The organism is Micrococcus lylae (assembly GCF_900163825.1).
GTDB classification, from domain to species: Bacteria; Actinomycetota; Actinomycetes; order Actinomycetales; family Micrococcaceae; genus Micrococcus; species Micrococcus lylae.
Genome location: NZ_FUKP01000032.1, coordinates 1 through 17,205, shown reverse-complemented (window position 1 = coordinate 17,205; position 17,205 = coordinate 1). Strand labels below are relative to the sequence as shown.

General features: G+C 71.2%; 5 protein-coding genes. All 5 read left to right on the top strand.

Annotated elements, in window-relative coordinates; translation table 11 throughout:
• Positions 1 to 338 precede the first annotated feature (338 nt).
• On the top strand, positions 339 to 3,335 hold the full coding sequence (locus FM125_RS12245) for a helicase-related protein (protein ID WP_245829823.1): 2,997 nt from the start codon (positions 339 to 341) through the stop codon (positions 3,333 to 3,335).
• Between the two features lie 411 nt (positions 3,336 to 3,746).
• Positions 3,747 to 7,976 (top strand): Eco57I restriction-modification methylase domain-containing protein, encoded by a 4,230-nt coding sequence (locus tag FM125_RS05000; RefSeq protein WP_245829821.1) that lies wholly within the window; start codon positions 3,747 to 3,749, stop codon positions 7,974 to 7,976.
• Positions 7,976 to 14,374: a DEAD/DEAH box helicase gene (locus FM125_RS04995; protein WP_087133830.1), complete on the top strand. Its 6,399-nt coding sequence runs from the start codon at positions 7,976 to 7,978 to the stop codon at positions 14,372 to 14,374. Before FM125_RS05000 ends, FM125_RS04995 begins: the two co-directional genes overlap by 1 nt.
• A complete protein-coding gene (locus FM125_RS04990) occupies positions 14,371 to 16,719 on the top strand; it encodes a 3'-5' exonuclease (RefSeq protein ID WP_219337026.1) in 2,349 nt (782 codons plus the stop codon). The genes FM125_RS04995 and FM125_RS04990 overlap by 4 nt, the downstream gene beginning before the upstream one ends.
• Positions 16,720 to 16,943: 224 nt before the next feature.
• A partial coding sequence (locus FM125_RS04985) for a helix-turn-helix domain-containing protein (RefSeq protein WP_143745221.1) occupies positions 16,944 to 17,205 on the top strand: 262 nt, incomplete at its 3' end.

Sequence of the window (17,205 nt, the reverse complement as noted above, 5' to 3'; positions counted from 1 at the left end):
CGCTGTGCTCCCGCAGTGGTGGGCTGCGAGGTCATGATGGGCTCTCTGGGGTGGTGGGTGGTGATCGCGGAGGCGCGGACGGTGTGCCCTGGCGATGTCGAGCCAGTCTATCCGCGCGGAGATCATCAGGCGAGGGATCCGGCGGGACTGTGGATACCACAGATGAGAGAACCCAGTACTCGTTATGGAGACCGGCCAGGGTCGTCGACCTCCTTCCCTGGACCTTCTCGGTCCACCTTTCCGCCCCCACCATTCCGCCCCCACCTCCCCGTCGCCCGGCCCTGCGTCCTTTGCATAGAGTGAGACTCACCCTGTCTCTCCCTGACGAAGGAGTCCCCGTGACAGAGACCGCTGAGCTTGCCGTTGCGCCGGGATCGGTGGTCGTCGTCCGTGATGAGGAGTGGCTCGTCACCGGCGTCGAACAGACGCAGGACGGCGCGCTGCTCTCGGTCCGTGGTCTCACGGAGCTCGTTCGGGACACGCACGCCTCCTTCTACCAGCGCCTCGACCACATCCAGGTCCTGGACCCTGCGGCCGCCACGGTGGTCGGCGACGACTCCCCGTCCCACCGCACCTCCCGCCTCTGGACCGAAGCGACCCTGCGCAAGTCCCCGCTGCCGGTGAACGACCAGTCCATCACCGTCTCCGCCGAGTGCCTTGCGGACCCGTTGCCGTATCAGCAGGAGGCGGTCCGCCGCGCCCTGGACCCGGCGAACCTGCGTCCCCGCATCCTCCTGGCGGACGCGGTCGGCCTCGGTAAGACCCTGGAGATCGGCATGATCCTCTCCGAGCTGGTTCGCCGTGGCCGGGGCGAGCGCATCCTGATCGTCACCCCGCGTCATGTGCTCGAGCAGATGCAGCATGAGATGTGGACCCGCTTCGCGCTTCCGTTCGTGCGCCTGGACTCGCTCGGCATCCAGCGGGTGCGCCAGCAGCTGCCGGCCACCCGCAACCCGTTCTCCTTCTTCAAGCGCGTGATCATCTCCATCGACACCCTGAAGTCGGACCGCTATGTCCAGCACCTGCGCCACCACCGTTGGGACGCGGTGGTCATCGACGAGTCGCACAACATCACCAACTCGTCCACCCAGAACAACCGCCTCGCCTCCGTCCTTGCCCCGCAGACGGATGCCCTGATCCTCGCCTCGGCCACCCCGCACAACGGCAAGGCCGAGTCCTTCGCGGAGCTGATCCGCCTGCTGGAGCCCACGGCGGTCCGTCCGGACGGCACCGTGATCGAGGACGAGGTGGACCGGCTGGTCCTGCGCCGCCACCGTCACAGCCCGGAGGTCGCCCGGGTGGTGGGCGCGGCCTGGGCAGAGCGCAAGGAGCCCTGCAACCGCCTGGTCCCGGCCTCCCCGGAGGAGGACGCGGTCGCTGCGGAGCTCGCGGATGTCTGGCTCCACCCGGCCGCCGGCCGGTCCCCGCACTCCAAGGGTTCCGGCCTGTTCCCGTGGACCCTCGCCAAAGCCTTCCTCTCCTCCCCGGCGGCCCTGGAGGAGACCATCGCGGAGCGCATCTCCCGCCTGCACCCGGAGAACCACGCCGAGGCCCAGGAGATCGAGCACCTCACCCGCCTCCGCACCCTCAACCAGGCGTCCCTCACCACGAACTCGGGCAAGTACGGTGCCCTCCTGGATCACCTGTCCACCATCGGCGTCGGCCCGAAGAACCCCACGCGCGCGGTGGTCTTCGCCGAGCGGATCGCCACGCTCAGCTGGCTGGCGGACAAGCTCCGCAAGGACCTGAAGCTCCCCAAGGACGCCGTCCGCATCCTTCACGGCGGCCTGAATGACCAGGAGCAGCTGGAGATCGTGGACTCCTTCAAGCAGGCGCATTCGCCGATCCGCGTGCTCGTCACCGGGGATGTGGCCTCCGAGGGCGTGAACCTGCACCTGCAGTGCCATCAGCTGGTGCACTATGACATCCCGTGGTCCCTGATCCGTCTGGAGCAGCGCAACGGCCGCGTGGACCGTTACGGTCAGCGCACGCCTCCGCAGATCACGGCGCTGCTGCTCGAGCCCACGCACCCGACGTTCTCCGGGGACCTTCGCGTCCTCACCCGCCTGGTGGAGAAGGAGCACGAGGCGCACACCACCCTCGGCGACGCCGCCTCCCTGATGGGCCAGTACGACGTCGAGGCCGAGGAGAAGGCCATCCGCAGGGTCCTCGCCGGTCAGGCGGATCTGGACGCGGTGGTGGACAGCCCGGCGGAGGTGGCTTCCCGCCCGGGCCCCACCGGCATGTTCGCGCGCTTCGCGGCCAAGGCCGCCGCGCGTCAGGCCGGAACCACGACGACGGCACCGGCCTCCGCCTCGCCCCTCACCTCGTCCTCGTCGGAATCGGCCAGCGCCGCGCCCACCTCCGGCACGTCTACCTCCGCCACGTCCACCTCCGCCACGTCCGCCTCCGCCACGCCCGGCTCGTCGGCCGAGGTCACCGCCACCTCCACGCTCGATCCGCTGACCTTCCTCAGGGAGGGGCTGCTGCAGGTGTTCGAGCGGCCGGAGCAGGCGCCGGCCGAACGCGGCGGCGGCGTCCTGTGGCGTGAGCACGCGAACGAGCACATCGCCTCCCTGGTCCCGCCGCCGGATCTGGCGGGCCGCCTGGACGTGCTGCCGCAGTCCTACCTGAAGGACCGGCACGTGAAGGAGAAGCTCACGTTGGCCACCACCCGGCAGAAGGGCAAGGACCTGCTCGCCAGGGCCCTGGCGGACACCTCGGACTCCACGTGGCCGGAGGCCCACTTCCTCGGCCCGCTCCACCCGGTGTTGGACTGGATCAGCGACCGCGCGCTCGCCTCGCTCGGCCGCAACGAGGTCTTCGCGGTCCGCGGCACGGTGGAGCATCCGACCGTCCTGCTCAACGGCACGCTCACCAACCGCGCGGGCCATGTGGTGACCTCGGCCTGGCTGTCCGTGGCCTTCCCCATGGGCCAGGACGGCTTCGCCCTGGTGGACACCCGTGCCTCTGCCCTGGAGCTGCTGGACTCCGTCGGCCTGTCCGGCACCGTCTCCAACCCCGGCGCCGTGGCGGACCCCGCATCCTTGACCGCCTACATCCGCCCGGCCGTGGAGAAGGCCCGGGAGCAGCTGCGCTCGCTGGTCTTCCCGGCCGCGGAGGCCGCCGCCCAGGACCGCGTGGACCAGTGGGTCCGCCGCACCGCAGACTGGGACGAGGAAGCGGACGCCCTCGTCCAGCGCGTGCAGGTGCAGCAGCGCCGCGTGTCTGTGAAGGACCAGGAGAAGATGGCCCGCGACCAGTCGCCGGCGCGCCAGCTGGTGCGCCCGCTGCTGCTCGTGGTCCCCGCCGACCACCCCGTGCAGGAGGGCTGACGTCATGGCAGTGAGCGACGCATTCGTGGTGGTGGGGGACTGGCTCTCCGAACACTTCTTCACCTCGGACGCCACCAAGGAGTCCTTCCACGCCCTGGTCCTGGCCCGCCGCAAGCAGTGGGACGCCGCTGAGGCGGAGACCTCCCGCACCCGCTTCACCTCCGAGCGCGCGGAGCTGGAGCGCCGCATCGGCGCCCTCGCGGACGCCGAGGACCATCAGGACCTTCAGGACCACCAGGACCCGGATGCCGGCTCCGCGACCTCAGACCTCGCCGAGCACCTGCTGCGTGTGCTCGGCTACCGCACCGGCGAGTTCTCCCTTGCCCAGGACGGCCCGCTGCTGCGCGTCTCGTCCACGGGCATCGAGGGCCCCGCCCCGCGGCGATCATCCAGGCCCGCCCGGCCGAGTCCGTGGAGGACGCGGTCGCCAAGGACGAGCCCACCCTCGCCACCCCGTACGTCACCGACACCGAGACCTTCACCTCCACCGCCCGCCTGCTCTCCGCCCTGTTCGTGGCGGAGGACGGCCCGCAGTTCGCGCTGGTCCTGGCCGGCCGCTGGTGCATTGTGGCCGAGGCCTCCCGCTGGGCCGAGGGCCGCTACCTGGGTGTGGACCTGCAGCTGGTCGCCGAACGCAATGACGCCAAGCGCGGCGGGGAGATCGACCGCGCCCTGACCATTCTGGAGGCCGCGTCCCTGGCCCCGGACGCCGAGGGCGGCATCTGGTGGTCCACGGCCCTGGAGGAGTCCGTCCGCCACACGGTGGGCGTCTCGGAGGACCTGCGCGAGGGCGTCCGCCGCTCCATCGAGGTCATCGCCAACGAGGTCGTCACCCGCCGCGCCGCCGCCGGGCTGGAGCCGCTGCCGAAGGACCAGGCGCAGCCGTTGGCGGTGCAGTCCCTGCGCTACCTCTATCGGATCCTCTTCCTGCTCTACGCGGAGGCCTCCCCGGAGCTCGGCGTCCTGCCCTCCGGTGCCGCTGAGTACGACTCGGGCTACTCCGTGGACCGCCTCCGCGAGCTCACCCTGGTGGATCTGACCACCGGCCAGGCCCGCAACGGCACGCACCTGTATGAGTCCCTTCGTGTGCTCACCGAGCTCGTGGACCGAGGCCCCCGCCCCTGGGACGTGGACCCGGACGCCGGCGCCCCCGGCCTGGACTTCCAGCCGCTGCGCGCGGACCTGTTCCGCCCGGAGGCCACCGCCCACATCGACCAGGTCCGGCTCGGCAACGCCGCCCTCCAGCAGGTGCTGCAGCACCTGCTGCTCTCCAAGGAGCAGAAGGGCAGGGCCCGCGGTTTCATCTCCTACGCGGAGCTCGGCATCAACCAGCTCGGCGCGGTCTATGAGGGCCTGATGTCCTACACCGGCTTCTTCGCGGAGGAGGACCTCTACGAGGTCGCCCCGGGCGGTGACGCCTCGAAGGGCTCCTGGGTGGTCCCCGTGGACCGTTCGGACCATCTGGCGGCCAAGGACTTCGTGCGCGCCGAGGACCCGGCCACCGGCGAGCTCAAGGCCGTCCGGCACGCACGCGGCACGTTCGTCTACCGTCTCTCCGGCCGGGAACGTCAGCAGTCGGCGTCCTACTACACACCGGAGGTGCTGACCCGCTTCACCGTCCAGCAGGCACTCGAGGAGCTGCTGGATCAGAACGGCACCACCACCTCCGCCGAGGACATCCTGACCCTCACGGTCTGCGAGCCGGCCCTCGGCTCGGGCGCGTTCGCCATCGAGGCCGTGGACCAGCTGGCCCGCGAGTACCTCGCCCGCCGCCAGGAGGAGCTGGGCCGGCGCATCGACCCGGAGGACTACCCGCACGAGCTGCAGAAGGTGAAGGCGCACATCGCGCTGCACCAGGTCTACGGCGTGGACCTCAACGCCACCGCGGTGGAGCTGGCGGAGGTGTCCCTGTGGCTGTCCACCATGGTGACGGGCCTGCAGGCCCCGTGGTTCGGTCTGCGCCTGCGCCGCGGCAACTCGCTGATCGGCGCCCGCCGGTCCGTCTATGCCGGCAGTGACCTGCGCAAGGACCGGTCCTGGATGAAGGCGGTCCCGGAGGACCGCCCGCTCTCCGAGCTTCACGACGACGGCTCCGGCACCTCCGGCTCCGTCTTCCACTTCCTGCTGCCCTCCGAAGGGTGGGGCTCCGGCGTGGAGGCGCCTAAGCAGGTGCGGGACCTGGTGCCGGACGAGGTGAAGGCACTGAGAGCGTGGCGTTCGGGCGTGCGCCGCAAGCTGACCGCCCAGCAGGTGAAGGATCTCGAGGCCCTCACCCAGCGCGCGGAGAAGCTGTGGGCGCTGGCGCTGCGGCGCCTGACGCTCGCCGAGCAGCAGTCCGGCCGGGACCTGGACCTCTGGGGCCGCGACGTGCCGGCGACGCGGAGTGCCGTGACGCGCGAGCAGATCGAGGCGTCCCTGGCGGACCAGAACGGCGCCTACCGCCGGCTGCGCCGTGTCATGGACGCCTGGTGCGCGCTCTGGTTCTGGCCGCTGATCGAGACCGAGGTGGCGCCGCCGAGCATGCACCAGTGGATCGATGCGCTGCAGATGCTTCTGGGCCGGGACACGGAGAGGCGGTCTCGGAAGTGGATGACGAGCTTCACGGTGGACGACGACTGGGAGGGGCTGGCAGACACCGAGCAGCGGGATCGCGTGCTGGCGGATGCGAAGCCGGTGGACCAGGTGCTGCAGGCCCACCCGTGGCTGAGGGTCTGCGAGCGCGTGGCCCAGGCCCAGGGCTTCTTCCACTGGGAGCTGGACTTCGCCGCTGTCTTCGCCCGGGGCGGCTTCGACCTGCAGGTCGGCAACCCGCCGTGGGTCCGGCCCGATGTGGAGATCGAGCTCCTGCTGGCCGAGGGGGACCCGTGGTGGCAGTTGGCCCACAAGCCGTCCGTCGCCCAGAAGAAGGAGCGCCGCCCACTCGCCCTCGCTGTGGCGGGCGTGCAGGACCTCGTGGTCTCCGCAACGGCGGACACCAAGACCGTGGCCGAGTACCTCTCCTCAGTTCCGGAGTACCCGAACTTCGGTGGACGCCCAGATCTCTACCGGGCCTTCATGGGCCAGGTATGGCGTCACGCCGCGCCCGACGGCATCGCGGCACTCATCCACCCTGAGTCCCACTTCACTGATGACAAGACGCACGCGCTTCGCCGAGAGACCTACCGGCGGCTGCGGCGGCACTGGCAGTTCATCAACGAGCTGCGCCTGTTCGAGATCCATAACCTGGTCCAGTACGGCATCCACGTCTACGGACAGGCCCAGGAGGTGGACTTCGTCCAGGCTGCCGGTCTCTTTCATCCGGACACAGTGGGCCGCTCGTTGGTGCATGACGGCTCTGGGGAGGAGCCGGGCTTCAAGCACGAGGGCCGCTGGGACCAGCGCCCGCATGCCGCGCGCATCCAGCAGGTCACCGCGGACATCCTGACGCTGTGGTCCTCCGTGACGGACCCCGGGGCCACGGACCCGTCAGTTTCCCGCATGCTGTACACGGTGAACTCGGCCGCGACCCGCGTACTGAGCGCCACGGCGCAGGCTGGCCGCATCGGGGCCCTGGGACTGTCCTTCTCTACGGGCTGGAACGAGACCACCGACCGTACCGCGGGCCGTTTCACCCTGGACTGGGGGCCGGTGGCGTGGAGGGACGCCATCCTCCAGGGGCCACACCTGCACGTGAGCACCCCACTGGTCAAAACGCCCAGGGAATCCATGCGTAGCAACAAGGACTGGTCCGCTGTGGACCACGAGGCTATGGGCCCGGACGCTCTGCCCGTGACGTCCTACACACCCGCAGGAGACCGGAAGGTGTACAACGAGCAGTACACACGCTGGGGCGACGATCGTGAGTACTCGGCCCGCGACTTCTACCGTGTGGCGTGGCGGCGCATGGCTGCGAACACGGGGGAACGGACGCTCATCCCTGCACTGATTCCCCCGAAGGCCGCGCATGTGCATACGGTGATGTCTGCTGGCGGTTCGTCCGTCGACAATCGGACGCTCGTTGCACTGCAGGGTGTCCTCGGGGCGCTGTTGTCGGACTTCTCCATCCGGGCCGCACCGAAAGGAGACATTCTGGGAGGAACTGCCAACCGCCTCCCCATGGTCCCCCTCGACCACCCGCTCCTGCCGGCTCTGGTCCTGCGCACCCTGCAGCTCAATTGCCTCACCGATGCCTACGCAGACCTGTGGGAGGAGTGCTGGGATCCGGCCTTCGCCCAGGATGAGGCGATCCTGCCACGGTACGGGCGTGCCGTCGTCGGGAAGCAGTGGACTGCCCAGACGCCGCTGCGGCGGGCCGAGGACCGCCGCAACGCGCAGGTGGAGATCGACTCTCTGGTGGCCCTGATGCTCGGCGTGGACGTGGAGGACCTCTGCACGGTCTACCGCACCACCTTCGCCGTGCTCCACGGCTACGACCAGGACAAGTACACCTACGACCGCAACGGCCGCCTCGTCCCCACCGAGGTGCTGTCCGTGTGGAAGAAGAAGGGCGAGCGCATGACGCAGGAGGAGCGCACCGCCGTGCACCCCGGCTCCGGCGTGGCCTACGAGTACGAGCTGCCCTTCGCCACCCGGGACCGCGAGGAGGACTTCCGCACCGCCTACGCCGAGTTCGAGCGCCGACTGAAGGAGGCTGAGGGCTGATGCCCGAGCTGCTCCCCACCCTGCAGGCCCGCCGCGTCGCCGACGGGCTGGTGGACTACCTCACCACCACCTTCGCCCTCGCGGACGCCCAGCCCCGCCAGCAGCTCCAGGAGTTCCTGGAGGACCAGGCCAACGGCCTGTTCAAGGGCCCCTACGCCCGGCTCCGCCTGCCCTTCCGCCCGGCGGACGAGGACTGGACCGGCCACCTGGAATGGCGGCCGCCGTTCACCCCGTACCGGCACCAGGCGCAGGCCTACGCCCGGCTGACCTCCCTGGGCAGGACGGGCGCGGGGCAGCGGCCCGAGCCCACGCTCATCACCACCGGCACCGGCTCCGGCAAGACCGAAGCCTTCCTGCACCCGATCCTGGACCACGTACTGCGCGCCAAGCGCGCCGGAGTGACTGGCACGAAGGCGATCATCCTCTACCCGATGAACGCCCTGGCCGATGACCAGGCTCGGCGCCTGACCGCCACCCTGACCGGGGACCCGGCCCTGAGCACCGTGACCGCCGCGATCTACACCGGCAACCAGGCCGGCACCCGCGGCACGGTCTCGGACAAGGGGCTGATCACGGACCGCCACGCCATCCGGGACACCGCCCCGGACATCCTGCTGACGAACTACAAGATGCTGGACCAGCTGCTGCTGCGTGAGGACGACCAGCCGATCTGGGCCCAGTCCGCCACCTCTCTGCAGTACCTGGTGCTGGACGAGTTCCACACCTACGACGGCGCACAGGGCACCGACGTGGCCATGCTCCTGCGCCGCCTCGGCCTGGCCCTGAAGAGCCACTGGCACCAGGACGACCCGGCGCTGACCGCCGAAGACTGGGCACGGCCGCTGGGGAAGATCACCCCCGTGGCGACCTCCGCGACGCTCGGAGACAAGTCCGACCCCACCGTGATGCTCGACTTCGCGCACACCGTGTTCGGGGAGAGGTTCGGCCCCGACGCCGTGGTGACCGAGACGCTGCTGAGCCTTCACGAGTGGGCCGGGCTGGCGGCAGGCGAGGCGCTGGAACCGGTGCGGCTGCGCGAGCTGCGCGGCGCGCCCCTGGCCGAGCTCGCCGCCGGTGTGACGGCGCTGGGGGAGGACCCGGCCGCTGTGACCGGCCACGTGCTGCGCGCCCTTCACGCGGACCCGGACGCGATCGACCGCGCCGGTGCCGAGGGGGAGCCGACCCTGCTGGATCTGGTCCGCCGCCACCCGGACGTGCACACCCTGGTGGAGACAGCCGCCCAGGCGACCGGCTACCCGGAGCTGCTGCGTGCGCTGGTCGGGCCTGTGGAGGACGCCGAGACGCTCGCGCTCTACCAGACCGCCCTGGAAGGGCTGATCGCCGCACTCAGCCACGTGCGTGCCCTGCACGGCCGGGACGCGCTGAGCGTGGACCTGCACTTCTGGGTCCGTGAGCTCACCCGCATCGACCGCGTCGCCTCCCCGGTGCCGCACTTCCTCTGGTCCGACGACGGCACCTGGGCCGGTGCCGACGACCCCACCGACGCGCGCCAGACCTTCCCGGCGGTCTACTGCCGCCACTGCGGCCGCTCCGGCTGGGGCGTGACCCTGGCGGCGGTGGGCGACGAGCTCTCCGCCGAGGACACCGACATCCGCCGCGACCACATGCGTGGCGACGGCCGGTTCCGTGCGCTCATCCACGCCCCGGGCGAGGAGGACCGCGCCGTGGCCTCCCCGTCCGAGACGCCCGAGGGGCTGCGCTGGTTCTCCCTGACGAACCGCCGGCTGCTCTCCACCCGCCCGGACGACGACGACCCGGACATGCAGGCCGGCCACGTGCTCCCCGTGCTCACCCGCACGGACAGCCACGCCGACCGGGAAGGCGACTCCGGCACGGACGACTGCCCCGCCTGCCTGGGCCAGGACGGCATCCGCTTCCTTGGCTCGGCGATCGCCACCCTGCTCTCCGTGTCCCTGTCCGTGCTGTTCGGGGACGCGACCCTGGATGACCGGGAGAAGAAGTCCCTGGTCTTCACCGACTCCGTGCAGGACGTTGCCCACCGTGCCGGATTCGTGCAGTCCCGCTCCCACACCATGAGCCTGCGTTCGGCGCTCGGCGGCCAGCTCACCGCCGCCGGGGCGACCCTGGACACGCTGGTGGAGGACGTCCTCCGCGCCGCCGGGGACGACCCCTTCGATCGCTTCCGCCTGGTCCCGCCGGACTGCGAGGGCCTCGAGCCGTTCCAGCGGTTCTGGGAGGCCGAGAGATTCGCGGCGATCGCCGGGCGCGACCGCGCCTGGGTGAAACGCCGCCTGCTCTTCGACGCCGCCCTCGAGTTCGGCCTGCAGTCCACCTACGGGCGGACCCTGGAGGCCACCGGTGCCGCCGCCGTCCAGGTGGAGGCCGGCACCGGTGCCCGCCTGGCCGCGATCGCCCGCACCGTGCTGGAGGAGGATGAGGTCCGGCAGCTCGGCGAGGCGGTGGTGGGGGAGAAGTCCCTCACCGCCTGGGTGCGCGGCGTGCTGGAGCACATGCGCCTGTCCGGCGGCATCGAGCACGAGTGGCTGAACAGGTACATCTCCGAGGACGGCCGCCGCTTCCGCATCTGGGGCGGCCGACCGAAGAACGGCATGCCGGCGTTCCCCGCCGGCCGCAGCGCCCCCGCCTTCCCGCGCGTGGGCGCCCCGCTGACCGGCAAGGCCCAGGAGCAGGGGCTGGACACTGTGCGCTCGGCGAACAGCTGGTACGCCCGCTGGGCCGCGAAGTGCCTCGAGGTGCTGCCCCAGCACGGCGCCAAGCTCAGCGAGCGCCTGCTGGCCGAGCTCGCCCGCCAGGACGTGCTCACCGTGACGGACACCGAGACCGGTGCCAAGGTCTACGGCATCCCCGCCTCCGCGGTGACCGTGCGGGCCCTGGAGCTGTCCGAGCTGGAGGCCGGCCGCGCCCTGCTGGTCTGCGATGTCTGCCAATCCCGCACCCCGGGGACCGCCGAGACCGTAGCCCAGCTGACCGACGCCTGCTGCTTCACCGTCCGCTGCAACGGACGCCTGCGCCCGGAGACATCCGGTGCGAGCTTCTACCGGGAGCTCTACACCGCCGCCCAGGTGCGCCGTGTGGTGGCCAAGGAGCACACCTCCCTGCTGGAGGACAAGGCCCGCCGGCAGATCGAGGAGGGCTTCAAGTCCGGCACCCCCGGACCGAAGGACCCCAACGTGCTGGTGGCGACGCCGACGCTGGAGATGGGCATCGACATCGGCGACCTGTCCACCGTCATGCTCTCCTCCCTGCCCAAGGCCGTGGCCCAGTACGTCCAGCGTGTGGGCCGCGCCGGCCGCTTGACCGGCAACGCCTTCTCCCTTGCGTTCGTCACCGGCCGCGGCGACCAGCTGCCCCGCCTGGGCAACCCGCTGTCCCTGATCAACGGGCAGGTGCGTCCACCGGCCACCTACCTGGACGCCGAGGAGATCCTGCGCCGCCAGTACATCGCCTCCCTCGTGGACGCCGTGGCCCGTTCCGGGCAGACTGCCATGCCGACCCGCGCCCAGGAGGCCATGCGCACCGCCGACGGCACCTTCCTGCGCGCGGTGCTCACGCTGGCCGCCGAGCAGTCCGCCGAGCGCCTCGACGCGTTCCTCGGCTCCTTCGACACCCTCGACTCGGACGTGGCCGAGGGTCTGCGCGCCTGGGCGACCGCCGACGCCGACGGCGACTGGGCCCCGGAGGACTCGCTGGGCGCCCTGCTGCACCGCGCCGCCCACGAGTGGCAGCGCGAGGCCGAGCAGCTGCAGCGCCACGTCAACGAGGTGGAGAAGGCCCTCCCGCACCTGCGGACCGTGGCCGAAGGGCCGGCGGCCGACGACGACGACCGTCGCGACCTGCGCCTGGCCGAGGGCGCCTACCGCACCGCCAAGAGACGCCTGAGTGAAGTCCGGGACGCCCACTGGGTGTCCGCCTTGGAGGAGCGCGGCGTGCTGCCGAACTACACGCTCCTGGATGACACCGTCACCCTGGACGCTCGCGTGACCACCATGAACTCGGAGACCGGTGAGTTCGAGACCGAGAACACCCCGATCCGGCGCCCGTCCGCCCGCGCGCTCACCGAGCTCGCCCCGGGCGCCGTGTTCTACACGCATGAGCTGGCCATCCGCATCGACGGGCTGGACCTGGGCAAGGACGGGGACAAGATCCGCACCTGGTCCTGGTGCGCCGCCTGCGGCTACGGCCGGGACCGGTCCGATGAGACCGCGAATAACCCGGGCCCGTGCCCACGCTGCCAGAGTGCCTCTTTCGGAGACGTGGACCAGCGCCACCAGGTGGTCCGCCTGGAGCACGTGTTCGCCGAGGTCCGCCGTGAGCGCGACCGGATCGACGACCGTGAGGACCAGCGCCGCCGCGTCCAGTTCGCCACCGTGGCGGCCGCGGACCTGGACTCGCAGCACGTCAGCCGTGCCTGGCATGTGGGCCAGGAGTTCGGCGTCACCCACCACCGCCGCATGGACCTGCGCTGGCTCAACCTCGGCCAGCGCGCCGCCGGCGGCATCACCGACCGGCACATCGCCGGCCAGGAGATCGGCGCCAAGCCGTTCCGCGTCTGCGCCGGCTGCGGCAAGCTCGACGCCACCGCCGGAGCCAACTCCCGTGAGGAGCACCGCCCCTGGTGCCGCTACCGGCAGAGCCAGGACGAGGACACCCGCCAGGTGGTGCTCAGCCGCGAGCTGCGCACCGAGGGCGTGGTGGTCACGCTCCCGCCGCACGTGGTGGGCGGGGACTCCTACGCCGTGCCCTCCCTGGCCGCCGCACTGCTGCTCGGGCTGCGGGAGGACATCGGCGGCGCACCGGACCACCTCCAGGTGACCTCCGTGACCGTTCCCCTGCAGGGCGGCGGCACCGCCCCGGACGAGGCGCTGCTGCTGCACGACGTGGTGCCCGGCGGCACCGGCTACCTGGCCGATCTCGCCTCGCCCGAGCGCATCTGGCGGATCCTGGTGAAGGCCTACCGTGTGGTGGAGGACTGCGCCTGCCAGGACGAGGACCGCCGTGCCTGCCACCGCTGCCTCATGCCGTACGCCGTGGGCGCCCGCGCGGACAGGCTCTCCCGTGCGGCCGCCGCCCGCCACCTGCGCACCCTGCTGGCCATGCAGGAGGGCGAGACCGGCGCCGACCTCGATCCCGAGCGGATGCGCTGGGACCCGGAGGAGGGTGCGGTGGTGATCCAGGACGGCGAGTCCAGGCTCGAGCGTCGATTCCGCCAGGTCTTCCGCGAACGCGTCGCCGCCGCCGGCGGCACCGTCAAGGAGGTCCCGGACGAGGGCGGCAACCACTACGTGGTCACCGGGCTCGGCGGCGGCCGCACCTGGCGCCTGGTGCCCCAGCTGAACCTCGCCGGCTCCCGCCCGGACTTCGTGCTGCGCACCGACGACCCGACCGTGCAGGACATCGCGATCTTCACCGACGGGCACCGCTTCCACGCCAGCGCCGGCAAGAACCGGATCGCCGACGACGCCGCCAAGCGGCAGGCCCTGCGCGACCACGGCTACAGCGTGCTCTCCATCGTGTGGGAGGACCTGGAGGACGGCGCGGCCCGCCAGCGTCCCGAGTGGCTCGCCGACGAGTCCGTGCGCAGCCTCTTCGAGGAGAGCCCCGGCCACCTCGCCACCACCCAGGGCGTGGTCGACGACGTCCGCAACGGGCCCCTGGACATCCTGCTGGGCCGACTCCAGCGCCCGCAGGACGCGGACGCCCGCCGGAACCTGGCCGAGCGGCTCGGCATCCTCTTCATGGGGCACTCCGAGTTCGCCTACGTGAACGCCGTCCGGGACCTCGGCGAGGTCTCAGCCGGGCTCCTGGCCGGCACGGACGTCCACGGCATCGGCCAGGCCTTCGTCTGGCGCCGCGGGCCGCTGCAGGTGCTCACCCGCCTCAACGCGGACGAGACCTTCTCCACCGTGGTGATGCTGGACGACAGCCCCGACGCCGTGGACTCCCCGGACCACCACGAGGCATGGAGGCAGTGGCTCTGGATCTCCAACGTGCTCACCGCCGACGCCGCCGGCGTGCGCGTCATGGCCCGCAGCCAGGTGGACGCCGGCCTCCCCGTCCCGGCGCCGCAGACCCCGGTGGCCGACGACGGCAGCCGACCCGAGGAGAAGGCGACCGAGCTGACGGGGGCGTGGGCCGCCGTCGCGGACGAGCTCATCACGGACGACGAGCGCGCCGCCGCAGCCGCCCTGTCCACCCAGGGCATCCCCGTGGCCGAGGTGGGCGAGGAGATCGCCGGGGTGGTCGCCACCTTCAGCTGGCCCGCCCAGCACGTGGCCGTGCTCGTGGACGCCGACGCCGGTGCCGCCGACGACCTCCGCACCGCCGGCTGGACCGTGGTGGACGCCGACCCCACCGCCGTCCGTGCCGCACTCGACTCTGAGGAGAACACCGCATGAACAGCGTGATCATGTCCAAGATGGAGTTGCCCGCCGACCCCGCGGTCAAGATGAAGGCCCTCGCCTTCCTGGACAAGCTCACCAAGGACGACACCCTCCCCGGACTCCACATCGAGCCGATCAAGGGCAGCGCCGACTCACGCATCCGCACCGGACGCGTCGACCACGGCTACCGGGCCGTGCTCTTCAAGCTCACCGAGGGCGGCGCCGTCACCTACGTCTTCCACGGCGTCTACGAGCATGACAAGGCCAACCACCTCGCCGAACGCGCCGTGCTCAAGACCAACCCCGTCAACGGCGTCACCGAGGTCCGGTACGTCGAGCCCGCCCCGCTCGCCGACTGGGAGAAGGAGCACGCCGAGTACGAGGCGATGGCCCGCCGCGAGGCCGAGAAGGCGGCGGCCGAGGGTGCCCAGGACACGGCCGAAGAGACGGTGGCCGCTGAGCCCGCTGAGCCCGCCGAGTCCGCCGGCGCCGAGGCGCCGGAGCAGGCGGAGGAGGCGGCCGCCGTCGGGAAGCCGGCGGAGCCGGAGGTCCCCGCCGAGCCGCTGTTGACCCGCTACGGCGTGGACGCCGCCGCGCTTACGCAGCTCGGTGTGGACGAGGCGCTCGCCGCGCGGGCTGTGCAGGCGCGCACCGAGGAGGAGCTGCTCGCCGCGGCTGAGGACGCCGAGGCCGAGTGGCAGGAGCTCGTGCTCATCGCGCTCGGCAGCGGGCAGAGCATCGACGAAGTGCGCCGGGACTTCGGGCTTGACGCCGCCGTGGACACCACCGGCACGGAGGAGCAGCGGATCCTGCGCGGCCTGCAGCACCCCGCCGCACTCGTCTCCTACACGTGGATCGAGGACGACGAGGAGCTGCGCCGCGTGGTGGAGGACGGCGACTTCTCCGCCTGGCGCGTGTTCCTGCACCCGCTGCAGAAGGAGTTCGTGGAGCGGGACTACAACGGTCCCGCCAAGCTCGCCGGCGGCGCCGGCACCGGCAAGACGGTGGTGCTGCTGCACCGTGCCCGCCGGCTGGCCGCCGAGAACCCCGAGGCGCGGATCCTGCTGACCACGTTCACAAGGAACCTGGCCGATGCGCTGCGGCGGGACCTGGTGAAACTGGACCCGACCGTACCGATCGCGAAACAGCTCGGAGAGCCCGGCGTGCACGTGACCGGCGTGGACGCGCTCGTGCGGGCCGTGGCCATGAAGGCCGGGCGGGACGTAGGCACGGCGACGGAGACCGTGCTCGGAGCAGAGGGGTACGACCTGAGCGACCGGCGGGACGCCAAGGCATGGAGCGAGGCCGTGGACGCAGCCGGAGGCGACCTGCCCGCTGAGGTGGCGAACGAGACGTTCATGGCCGCCGAGTACGCGATGGTCGTGCTGCCGAAGCGGGTCCGGACAGCGGAGGAGTACGTACGCGTGCCGCGGCGCGGGCGCGGGACCGCCCTGAACCGGAAACAGCGTCTGCAGGTGTGGAAGGTGATCGAGAAATACCGCGCCGCAGGCCGGGCCAAGGGGGCGCTGGACTTCGAGGAGATGGCAGCTGTTTCTGCCGCGTATGCGCAGCAGCGGGCCGAGAGCGGCGGAGGACGGTTCTTCGACCACGTGCTCGTGGACGAGGGCCAGGACCTCACCCCGGCCAAGTGGCAGTTCCTGCGGGCCATGGTCGAGCCGGACCGCAATGACATGTTCCTGGCCGAGGACACCCACCAGCGGATCTACGGGCAGAAGGTGACGCTGAGCCACTACGGGATCGAGTCCCGCGGGCGGTCCCGACGGCTGACACTGAACTACCGGACCACCCAGCAGAACCTCGGCTGGGCCATGAAGGTGCTCGACGGCGGCGAGTTCGAGGACCTGGACGGCGAGGCCGAGTCCCACACCGAGTACCGGTCCGCACGCTCCGGACCGAAGCCCGTGGTGCTGGCCGCGCGGTCCTTCGCCGAGGAACTGGATGCCGCAGCCGACCTGATTGCGAAGTGGAGCCGGCAGCCGGGCGTGAAGCTCGAGACCATCGCCGTGCTCGTACGGACCAAGCCCACGCTCACCAAGGTGGTGACCGGGCTGGCCGAACGCGGCGTGAAGATCCGAGCCGTGGAGCAGGAGTCCGTGCGGGCTGGAGCCGTGGTGGGCATGACCATGCACCGCGCCAAGGGCACCGAGTTCTCCCACGTGCTGCTCATGGACGTGCGCGACGGCGCCCTGCCCGTGGGCATGAGGAAGGCGAACTTCAGCGAGGCGGATCTGGACGATGCGCTGCTGCGCGAGCGGTCCCTGCTGTACGTGGCCGCGACCCGTGCCAGGGACGTGCTGGCCGTCAGCTACCACGGGGCGAGGTCGCCGCTGCTGGGGTGAGCGCGGTGGCCGGTGCCGCCTCCTGCGTTTTCGCTCGTGAAATGGGAGGCGGATGGCGCTGCCGAGTGTGGGTGTGGGGGGCGAGTGTGGAGGCCGGCCGGACGGTCTTAGCTGTTGTGGGTCATGAGGTTCTTGACATGGGTGCCGGGCTGAGATGAGACGAGTGGGCCTCTCCCGCAGGATGGAAGTTCCTACACCACCGACCTGCTCGAAAAGGCCCACTCATGACTCACGCTAACGCACCCCTGACCCCCACTGGCCGTCTCAGGATGGTCCACCGCCACCTGCACGACGGGATCCCGCAGGCACACGTGGCCGCTGAGTTCCGGGTGAGCCGGCCCACGGTGGCCACCTGGGTCGCCCGCTACAAGGCTCAAGGCGAGGCAGGACTTCAGGACCGGTCCAGCCGGCCCCGGCGCTCACCTGACCGACTCGATCCGGTCCTGGTCGCCCAGATCCACGCCCTGCGGCGGGAGCGCAAGTGGT